Raw genomic sequence first — 228 nt, forward strand, 5'->3', positions numbered from 1 at the left:
GGGACGCGTGTAATCTCTAAAGTTAATAATCTACGATTCTATCATTCGCCATCTTGGCAAGATAAAGATGTTGCTGGGGCTGTAGATGCAGGATTCGGATTTACAATTGATGAGAAAGTAATGGTAGATGGTTATCCACAATACAAAGTATACAATAGGAAAGGTAAAACATATTATGTAACTGCAAATGAAGCCTATGTGTATGTGAAGTAAAAACAAAATAGCGCA

At 36.0% G+C, this 228-nt stretch carries 1 protein-coding gene; it reads left to right on the forward strand.

Annotation, left to right across the window (positions count from 1 at the left end):
* A partial coding sequence (locus JDS99_RS31605; RefSeq protein ID WP_199696554.1) for an N-acetylmuramoyl-L-alanine amidase occupies positions 1–213 on the forward strand: 213 nt, incomplete at its 5' end.
* Positions 214–228: the final 15 nt, after the last annotated feature.

Source organism: Bacillus cereus group sp. N6, from assembly GCF_016483705.1.
Taxonomy (GTDB): Bacteria; Bacillota; Bacilli; order Bacillales; family Bacillaceae_G; genus Bacillus_A; species Bacillus_A wiedmannii.